Below are 9,583 nucleotides of genomic sequence, written 5' to 3' on the forward strand. Positions count from 1 at the left end.
AAGTCGCTTAAATATTCCTCTAACTCTCGCAACAGGCTTTTACGTCCCTTAAAACGTTCATCGCCTAGTGAAATTTAGTATTCAAAGACACTAACTTAAACATGATCAAAGTTGTAAAGTTGAGGATAGTGTTCGCACTCTGGATTTTTGGGATGGCAAATAGTCCGACCAAAGTAGATCATAGCCTGATGCGCAGCTAGCCAGCGTTCAGGTGGGAGAACGTCCATAACACGTTTTTCAACTTCTAAAGGACTTGCCGACTTTTTGACAATATCGTGGTGTTTACAAATGCGTTCAACATGCGTATCAACGGCAAAAGCTGGAATACCAAACCCTACACTCATGACCACGTTAGCTGTCTTACGCCCCACCCCAGCTAAAGTTTCTAATTCTTCCCGAGTCTGAGGCACCTGTCCATTGAAATCGTCCAAGAGTTGCTGGGCACATTTTTTCAGAAATTTGGCTTTATTTCGATAAAGTCCTAAACGCGAAATGTGCTTGGCGATATCTTCCTCGGATGCCGCTGCCATAGCTTCTGGAGTAGGATAAGCTAAAAATAAATCTGGGGTAGCTTTATTAACTGCAGCATCTGTCGTTTGAGCTGATAGCATGACTGCCACGAGTAGCTCGAAGTGATTTCTAAAATCTAAACTGGGTTTGGCATCGGGAAATAGGGCAATAATCTCCTCGATGACATAGCGTGCTCGTTTTTTTGATAAAACCATCAGTATACAATCTCCTTTGTTTGTTCTATATTATAGCATAAATTGATAAAGAAAAAGCCGAGCGTGCTCGACCTTTCTTATACTGTTTTTTCAACTTTTAGGATTTTGACATCATAACTGCCAACTGGTGTTTCTACTGTTGCAATATCACCAGTCTTCTTACCAATCAATGCTTGACCAATTGGGCTTTCATTTGAAACTTTTCCCGCAAAGGCATCCGCACCAGCTGAACCAACGATAATGTATACTTCTTCTTCAGTCTCACCGACTTCTTGAATAGTAACAGTTTTACCGATGGCAACTTCATCTTTAGCCACCGAATCACTATCAACAATCACAGCATAGCGAATTTTAGTCTCCAGACTTGAAATTTGTCCTTCAACGAAAGCCTGCTCGTCCTTTGCTGCTTCATATTCACTATTTTCTGATAAATCTCCGTAAGAACGAGCAATTTTAATGCGTTCTACTACTTCTGGACGTCGAACCAATTTCAATTCTTCTAATTCTTGTTCTAATTTTTCCTTTTCTACAAGGGTCATAGGATAAGTTTTTTCAGCCATTACTTTATTTTCTCTCTTCTTTCTATTTTTTGATAAAACAAAATTATGTGGAAAACCACATAATTTAGTTAGAACTTTCACCTGATTGGTTTAATTTGCTATTAACGTGTTCTTCCACATTCTTAGCGTGTTCTTCGTAGGTATTTGCAAAATATACAGCCCCCGTTTCCACATTTGCTACAAAATACAAGTACTCTGTCTTGCTTGGATTAATAGTAGCTTCGATAGCAGACAGACTTGGACTATCTACTGGACCAGGCATCAAACCTTGCTTCTTGTACACATTATAAGGCGAGTCAAGATTTGTATCAATTTCAGCATCTTCTTTAAGAGTTGTCTTTTGACCAAGTTTTCCTTGAGCATAAAGAAGCGCAATATTGCTCTGAAGTGGCATAGCTTGGTTCAAACGATTATAAAAGACGCTCGCAATATCTTTGCGATCCTGATCAGTTGATCCCTCTTTTTCAACTAAAGAGGCGAGTGTTAAAACATCATTAACCGTCAGATTCTTAGACTCAATTGTTGAGTAATACTGCGATAGATTGGTATTCATAGCAGCCAACATTTGGTCAATCAGTTCTTCAACCGTGGTTTCTTTTCCATAATCATAAGTAGCTGGGAAAAGATAACCTTCCAGACGATATTTAACACCACTATCCTTGCTCGGCAAAGTTGCTAGAAGCTGCGGATATTTAGCTGCCATTTTTGCAATAAAATCTTCATCTTGAGCTTTATTTAGAAAATCTTCCTTGCTGAATGGTGTTTTAGTATTCTTGTTCGCAGTTTTTGCGGCATTGACAGTAGTTGCTTCGGCAATTTGCTCTAAGGTGTATCCTTCAGGAATTGTTATCTTGCCAAGAACTGGAGGCTGTGGTGTATCTGTTCCACCTTCTTGTAATTGCTTAGCAATCGTGTCTAAGTCCATACTCTTTTGAAGATTATAGTAACCAGATTGGAAATTACCATAACTTCTGATTTTTGAATAAAGATTAAAGACTTGAGCGTTCTTAATCAGGCCTTTCTTTTCTAAAATCTCTCCGATTTGTTTGGTGCTAGAACCGGCAGGAATTTCCACTGTCACATACTCTGTTGATTTGACATCTACTGGTTTCAGCGCTGAAGAGACATAATTGTATCCTACAAAACCAGTAATACCAAGGCCCAATAGGAAAAGTACCAAGACTGTCATCACGATTCGATTGGCTAGGCCATTTTTACGTTTTTTCTTTTTACTACTATTGGTACGATCTGCACGAGAACGTTTCTTTCCATGAGCAACATCTCTACGGCTTAGCGTTGGTTCTGCAGTAGAAAAGTCTTTTTTAGCTTCTCTTTCATCTGTAGTGTTTGAATCAGGTAACACTGTTTCTTTTATCTCATCTGCAACAGGCGCTACCTTTTCTTGATAAGCTTCTGAGTGAGCCACAGAAGTTTGAACCTCTCCAGACTCTACACTTTCCTTCTTAGCAACATCAGCTTGTCCTGGCCCATCAACATTTGATGGAACTTCTGAGATCGTAGAATTACGGACTATATTTTCTAGCACATCTGCCTGAGTATGAACAGTAGGATCGCTTTGTCCCATTGGCTCTTCTACTTTGATCTTACTAGGTTCTTCCTCTACTGAAGTATCCTTCTCTAGAACCCCATGAGATTTTTCAACAGCAGAAACGAGAGATTCCAAGCTCTCCGCCAATTCCATTTCTTTACCTAAAAGAGGCTGCGCTTCTTCCTGAACTGAGTGATTTTGGGTACCATTGGCTGCTGCCAACTCATTCAAAATCTTCTCTTTAAAACTCAGCGTCTTTTCGTTATCCTGTGAATTTTCAGTCAAAAACTTGATCTCCTTCTTCATAATCCCTAACATTATATCTTAAAAGTCAGATAAATGCAATCATATCCGACTTTCAAAACTATATTATTTATGAAAATTATATCTGAGGATTTTCCCAAACCATATCAAACCATACTTCATCTGCATAAGTTGAGGACGAAGGTCCTTCATTGACGAAGCCATGCTTCTCATAATAGGCTATCAAATAATCATGACAAGTGAGATTGATGCCGTGGCGTTCATCAGCAATCACAATTTCCTTCATAACTTTCAACAAGGCTTTTCCTACACCCAAGCCCTGTGCTTCTTTAGAAATAGATAGACTAGTCACAGAGATAAATCCGCCAGCCAGATAGCTATAATCTTCAATGTCCTCCGTAAAGGAAATATCTTTTAAATAACGTTCTGGTCGGACAGGACCTTCTAAATAGCCCAAAATCTTGCCATTTTTTTCTGCGACCAAAAAAGTTGAAGGAATCGTTTCAATGTGTTTTGCCAATATTTCACGACTAATAGCCTCTTCTGGACTGAAATTTTCCAATTCGATAGCATAAATAGCATCTAAGTCAGCCATTTGAGCTTGACGGATAATCATTCTTTCTCCTTAAAATTGTGATTTTCCCATACCATATCAGACCAAACAGCCCCACCATGAGTTGAGTCAGAAATCCCTTCGTAGACGAAACCATTCATTTCATAATAAGGTATCAGCTCATCATGACAGGTTAGGCTAATGCCCTGTCGATTTTGCTGAACAGCTGTCTCCTTGAGAGCTGCAAGCAACAAGGTTCCGACCCCCTGCCTCTGAAAATCAGGATGGACGGACAGACTTTGAACGGCAACGAAGCCACCTTCTTGAGGATTAGCACCCACCTTGCTAAAGAGGCCATCTGTCAGATATCGCTCCTGAACAGCTGGTCCAACAATATAGCCCGCCAGCTGACCATGCAGCTCTGCTAGCAAAAAAGTATCTGGAATCTGCTCAATCCGCTCTTTGATAACTTCGGAACTGGCTGCTTCTGCTGCTGGAAAATTTAGCTGTTCAATTGCAAGAATTTCTTCCCAGTCGCTCAAGTCAGCCTGTCTGATTCGAATCGGTGCTTCCATCAAGTCTCCTCTACTGAACGTTGCTGGTCAGATTGGACAGGAGACGTTCAAAGGAATATTCATAGGTCTGGATGTCACCAGCTCCCATAAAGACATAAACGGCATTATCGTGGTCAAGAAGCGGAGAAACATTATCCACATCAATGACCTTGGCCCGCTTCACAATCTTTTCAGCCAAATCTTCGACCTTAACATCACCATTGTCCACCTCACGCGCAGATCCGTAAATCTGAGCTAAATAGACTGAGTCAGCTTGATTGAGGGCTTCCGCAAATTCATCCAAAAGAGCGATGGTTCGAGTAAAGGTGTGCGGCTGGAAGATAGCCACGATTTCCTTGCTAGGATACTTCTGACGAGCTGCATCCAAAGTCGCAATAATTTCTGTTGGATGATGGGCAAAGTCATCAATAATGACTGTGTCGTTGACAATCTTTTCTGTAAAGCGGCGCTTGACTCCACTAAAGGTCTTGAGATGTTCCCTTACTAGATTCAAGTCAATACCTGCAATGTAGAGGAGACCGATGACCGCTGTCGCATTCATAATGTTGTGACGGCCAAAGCTTGGAATCTGGAACTCACCCAGCTCTTGCCCGCGGAAGGAAACTTTAAAGCCTGAACCACTTGTAGAGCGCAAGAGATCGTGAGCGACAAAGTCATTGCCTTCTTCCTTGAAGCCATAGTAATAAATTGGTGCATTTGAAGTAATGCGGCGTAGTTGCTCGTCTTCTCCATAAACGAAGAGCCCTTTAGTAATCTGCTTAGCATAATCATTGAAAGCATTAAAGACATCTTCCAAGCTTGTGAAATAATCTGGATGGTCAAAGTCAATATTGGTGATAATCGAATATTCCGGATGATAAGGCATAAAATGACGCTCGTACTCGTCTGATTCAAAGACAAAATACTTGGCATTAGCAGACCCGCGGCCTGTACCATCCCCAATTAGATAGCTAGTATCTGTGATATTAGACAGAACATGAGAAAGAATACCCGTTGTAGAAGTTTTCCCGTGGGCACCAGCCACTCCTAAGCTAACAAAGTCACGCATAAAGCTACCCAAAAATTCATGGTAGCGTTTGTAACTGATACCATTGGCATCTGCATAGGCAATTTCCACATTGTTATCTGGACGGAAGGCATTACCGGCAATAATTTCAAAATCTGACTGGAGATTTTTCTCATCGAAAGGCAAAATGGGAATACCAGCCTGCTCTAGACCACGCTGAGTGAAATAATATTTATCAACATCGCTTCCTTGAACCTTATGGCCCATCTGATGCAACATCAAAGCCAAAGCGCTCATACCTGAGCCCTTAATTCCGATAAAATGATAGGTTTTCGTCATGATTACTCCTTAAATCTTAAACAACTGAAGCCTTATTGCCCTTGGGCATCTGAACTCAACTTGGTGATGTCCAATTCCTGTACTTTTTTATGCTTATTGTGTTTTTCTCGCTTATTGCCTTTGTTATAGACTTGGCTGGTTTTGAGAAAATCGTAGTTATTCTTTTTCTTTTTTTCTTGATTAGCTGGCGCTTCTACAATAGCTTGAGGCTGAATATCCGCTAGTATGTAGCTATCTTGCTTGAGCTTGTTACTAAACTTCGTTAGCTCACCTGAATTTTCCTTTTGGAAAGGGGCCGTTGGTTTAACTGGATTTCCCTCAAAAGAAGGTGCCACTTTCCGACTACGAACCTTATTCGGGAGCTTGCTCGTCAAATAAGCAGCCGAACGTTTTTTCCTCAGATCAGCCCGAGCTTCCTCTCGTGCTTGCTCAGCATAGCGAATAGCTGGATCTTTCTTATCAATTGGCTTTTTAAAGTCCGTAACTGGAGCTTGCTTCTTTCTAGCTTTACTTACAGTTTGACTAGGAGCAGCATGAGCAGGATTTTCTGGCTTTGCAATCGGCATCCATTCTAAATAATTACGGTCCTGATAGTCCCCTGTAATGTTGCTAATCAGATCCAACTCATCGTACAAATTCATGTGCGGCATTTCTGTCAACATGATTTCGTCATCAGCAATTATAGGAAATTTAGTATTTGTCATAGCATGTCCTTTCAACTCTTCATTATTATAAACTATTCAAACTATTTTTCAAGCGATTCAGAAGAAATTCCAAGAATTTCTCGAATTTCTTCCATCGAAAGACTGGAGCGAGACTCTGCACCATCTAGAATCGTTGAAACCAGATTTCGTTTGGTGTCCTGTAATTCCTGAATTTTTTCTTCTATAGTTCCCCGTGTAATCATACGATAAACTTTTACATTCCGTTCCTGCCCGATGCGATGAGCCCGACCAATAGCTTGGGCTTCTACTGCAGGATTCCACCAAAGATCCACTAAAATAACCGTATTTGCACCAGTTAGATTGAGACCCACACCACCAGCTTTAAGAGAAATCAGGAAGGCTGATCTTTCTCCTTGATTAAAGGCTTTGGTCATCTCCTGACGTTCTTTTGCTGGAGTTGAGCCTGTGATTTTGAAGGATTCCATCCCCATCTGTCCTAGTTCCTGCTCAATAATATCTAGCATGCCACGGAATTGTGAAAATATCAGAACACGATGATCGCCGTCTTGGATCTGCTCTAACAGCTCCCGCAAACTTTCCAGCTTGCCACTTTCCCCATCGTAATCATCCATAAAAAGCTTGGGAGTATCACAAATTTGACGGAGTCGCATAAGACCAGACAAAATTTCGATTTTACTACGATTGATTTCCTCCTCTGTTGCATGGAGAATTCGCTCCTGCATTTGCTTGAGCAGGGCTAGATAAATCGTTTTCTGGCTGTCTGCGAGTTCATTACGGTAAGAAACCTCAATCAAATCAGGAAGTTCTTGCAAGACTTCTTCTTTCTTACGCCTCATAACAAAGGGTTTGATATAGCGGGCAACCGTTTCTGCCGACATCTTCAAAAAAGCTTTCTTGCTCGGTAATAAGCCCGGAAGGACAATCTGGAAGATAGACCAAAGCTCGCCAAGATGATTTTCAATCGGCGTGCCAGATAAAGCATAGGTACGGTCCACCTCAAAAGCTCTTAGATATTGAGCAATCTTGCTCTGGTCATTTTTCATGACCTGTGCTTCGTCCAATATCAAATAATCAAAATGAAGTCCCTGATACTCTTCAACATCTTGTCTGAAAGAAGCATAGCTGGTAATGGTAATCTGATGGTCTTCTGCAATCACAGCATCTCGAACATTTTTAAGTCCATACACAACAGCGACATCTAGGTCTGGAGCAAATTTGGCAAACTCATCACTCCAGTTGTAAATCAGGCTAGATGGTGCTAATATCAAGACTTTCTTAGACTTGGTCAAATGAGCAGTCAAGAAAGAAATGGTCTGAAGGGTCTTTCCCAAGCCCATATCATCAGCTAGAATACCGCCAAATCCATATTTATTCAGCATGGATAGCCATTTTACACCCGTTTCTTGATAATCTCGAAGCTCTGCCTGAACCTTCAGCTTAGGCAGAGGAAAATCCTCAGGATGGGTCAAATCATAAGCTAGCTGGCGAAAATCCTCCGACAAGTCAACTCTTTCCTGATCTTTGAACAATTCAGAGAGTTGATAGGCGGCCAGACTATGCGTTTGGATGACCCCATTTTTAGAATGTTTGCTTCGCAATTGTTGCAAAGTCTGGCTGATTCGCTTACTTTTCTCATCAAAAATCAAGACCTGACCCGTCTTGCTGATAAAGTAATCCTTTTGACTCATCAGCGAATCTAGAACATCATCCACTTCAGACTGATCAATACCAGTAAAATCAAAGCCAATATCCAAGAGCCCACCATTCATACTGATGGAAACTTTCGGAAGTGCTGTGTGAGATAGACTCTGCAGCTCATCTGACAAGTAGACATTGCCTAGTGCTCTAAAGCGCGGAATCAAGACAGAGAAGAAGCGGTAAATTTCTTCTGGTCGCAAAGGAGGACGCTGGCTGGTAAACTCATCTGCAAAACCCGCCTCCAGCATTGCTTTAAAAACTTGCTGTTCTCGCTCAAAATTGCTGGCAAAAGGTAGCTTTCTCAGCGCTTCACGACTGCTTACGGTCTGACTGCCATAATCAAAAACAAGATCCAGTAATACTTGCTTGTCCGCTCCCAAATTAAAATTGAAATCCACGGTAAAGTCATGAATGAGCAGGCGCTCAGGCACTGTCACACGGCCAATTTTTTTGAACTCAAGCAGACTCACTGCTAGTTTGGACTGCTCAGATACATCAAACTGCAGGCGCTTAACGCGCTCCTGCTCTATCGGCAATTCTTGTAAAGTCTTGATTAATTTGGTCTGCCGAGTTGTCAATTGATAGAAGGTCTGATTATGAAAGATAAATTGCCCCCCATAGAGCATCTTATAATTCTTTTCAGATATCAGCAGCTCAAAATAGTTTTCCCGCTCTTGCACTTCAAACTGATAAATTTCCGCCTCTTCATGCAAGTCTTGGAAAAAGACCTCAGCATAATCATAGAAGCTATATTCTAAACGAAATGACGTGAGATTCATCAAGCGAGTCACACCTTCTTCAAAAAGACTAGCTGGAAAATAAAGGTGCCGCCCAGCATTGGGGAAGACTAGTGGAGAATCCTGCCCCTTATAATCCGCTGCCAAGCCTCGTAAGAATTCTAGCAAATCTTGACTGGCCTCATCAAAATTCTCCATGCGAATAGGCTCATAGTAACTCTTGCCGATCTGATAATGGCCATCCTTGCCCAAGGTTCTCAAAAAGGACAAAATATCACGTACCACATAAGAACGCTCATCTGGCAGTCGACGGATCCGCAGACTCCATAAGAATTGTCCTGTGTAAGTATCTTCTTGGCCGGTCGCCAATAGCTCATAGCGGATTTGTTGACTGGATTTATCTAGCAAAATCTTATCCAAAAAAAGGCTGCCAAAAGAAACCAACTTCTGAGCTTCCTGACTGGAAGACTCCTTTTCTGTCATCTTTGCTAGCAGGTCTTTACCCGCCGGATCATTTTTCAAAAAATATTCCAAAGCAGCCAGATGGGCACAGTACTTCTTCTTTTGAAAAAAATCACAGGAACAGAAAACCGCCTCATCATCTAGACTATAACGTAGATTGTACTGATCCACGCGCGTGTATAAAAAGGAATCCTTAACTTCAAGAATTTCGACTTTTTTGCTGACACAGAGGGCAATTCCTTCCGTTCGAATTTTACCAGGAATTAATTTAGCCATACCTACCACCTAACATTTATCCCTTTATTATACCATAGGACAGCTATAAAAACGAAATAGAATTTCTTTATTTGTAAACATTCTTTTGTAGCGTTACAATAGATGTGAGACTTCTAGAAGTCAAAAAGAAGATTCCCTGATATGATAAGAGTA

General features: G+C 41.2%; 8 protein-coding genes. All 8 read right to left on the reverse strand.

Going from position 1 to position 9,583, the window contains the following annotated elements; all coding sequences use genetic code 11:
• Nucleotides 1–95 precede the first annotated feature (95 nt).
• A complete protein-coding gene (gene nth / locus FXF62_RS10465; RefSeq protein WP_149518686.1) occupies nt 96–725 on the reverse strand; it encodes an endonuclease III in 630 nt (209 codons plus the stop codon).
• Nucleotides 726–802: 77 nt separating this feature from the next.
• Entirely contained in the window at nt 803–1,285 is a 483-nt protein-coding gene (greA, locus tag FXF62_RS10470; protein WP_005592281.1) for a transcription elongation factor GreA, read from the reverse strand.
• Nucleotides 1,286–1,349: 64 nt separating this feature from the next.
• Nucleotides 1,350–3,152 (reverse strand): endolytic transglycosylase MltG, encoded by a 1,803-nt coding sequence (gene mltG, locus FXF62_RS10475; RefSeq protein WP_187984272.1) that lies wholly within the window; start codon nt 3,150–3,152, stop codon nt 1,350–1,352.
• 64 nt (nt 3,153–3,216) lie between these two features.
• Entirely contained in the window at nt 3,217–3,714 is a 498-nt protein-coding gene (locus tag FXF62_RS10480; RefSeq protein WP_148887364.1) for a GNAT family N-acetyltransferase, read from the reverse strand.
• Complete coding sequence (locus tag FXF62_RS10485) at nt 3,711–4,226, reverse strand: GNAT family N-acetyltransferase (RefSeq protein WP_149518688.1); 516 nt, start codon at nt 4,224–4,226, stop codon at nt 3,711–3,713. Before FXF62_RS10485 ends, FXF62_RS10480 begins: the two co-directional genes overlap by 4 nt.
• 10 nt (nt 4,227–4,236) lie before the next feature.
• Nucleotides 4,237–5,571 (reverse strand): UDP-N-acetylmuramate--L-alanine ligase, encoded by a 1,335-nt coding sequence (murC, locus tag FXF62_RS10490; RefSeq protein WP_149518689.1) that lies wholly within the window; start codon nt 5,569–5,571, stop codon nt 4,237–4,239.
• Between the two features lie 32 nt (nt 5,572–5,603).
• On the reverse strand, nt 5,604–6,275 hold the full coding sequence (locus tag FXF62_RS10495) for a cystathionine gamma-synthase (protein ID WP_149518690.1): 672 nt from the start codon (nt 6,273–6,275) through the stop codon (nt 5,604–5,606).
• A gap of 41 nt (nt 6,276–6,316) precedes the next feature.
• Nucleotides 6,317–9,430: a DEAD/DEAH box helicase gene (locus tag FXF62_RS10500; RefSeq protein WP_149518691.1), complete on the reverse strand. Its 3,114-nt coding sequence runs from the start codon at nt 9,428–9,430 to the stop codon at nt 6,317–6,319.
• Between the last annotated feature and the right edge of the window lie 153 nt (nt 9,431–9,583).

The organism is Streptococcus cristatus (genome assembly GCF_008369405.1).
Classification (GTDB): Bacteria; Bacillota; Bacilli; order Lactobacillales; family Streptococcaceae; genus Streptococcus; species Streptococcus cristatus_G.

Excerpts from the sequence above, each read along its gene's own strand:
- nth (WP_149518686.1), bottom strand. The coding sequence starts at position 725 with ATGGTTTTATCAAAAAAACGAGCACGCTATGTCATCGAGGAGATTATT.
- greA (WP_005592281.1), bottom strand. The coding sequence starts at position 1,285 with ATGGCTGAAAAAACTTATCCTATGACCCTTGTAGAAAAGGAAAAATTA.
- mltG (WP_187984272.1), bottom strand. The coding sequence starts at position 3,152 with ATGTTAGGGATTATGAAGAAGGAGATCAAGTTTTTGACTGAAAATTCA.
- FXF62_RS10480 (WP_148887364.1), bottom strand. The coding sequence starts at position 3,714 with ATGATTATCCGTCAAGCTCAAATGGCTGACTTAGATGCTATTTATGCT.
- FXF62_RS10485 (WP_149518688.1), bottom strand. The coding sequence starts at position 4,226 with ATGGAAGCACCGATTCGAATCAGACAGGCTGACTTGAGCGACTGGGAA.
- murC (WP_149518689.1), bottom strand. The coding sequence starts at position 5,571 with ATGACGAAAACCTATCATTTTATCGGAATTAAGGGCTCAGGTATGAGC.
- FXF62_RS10495 (WP_149518690.1), bottom strand. The coding sequence starts at position 6,275 with ATGACAAATACTAAATTTCCTATAATTGCTGATGACGAAATCATGTTG.
- FXF62_RS10500 (WP_149518691.1), bottom strand. The coding sequence starts at position 9,430 with ATGGCTAAATTAATTCCTGGTAAAATTCGAACGGAAGGAATTGCCCTC.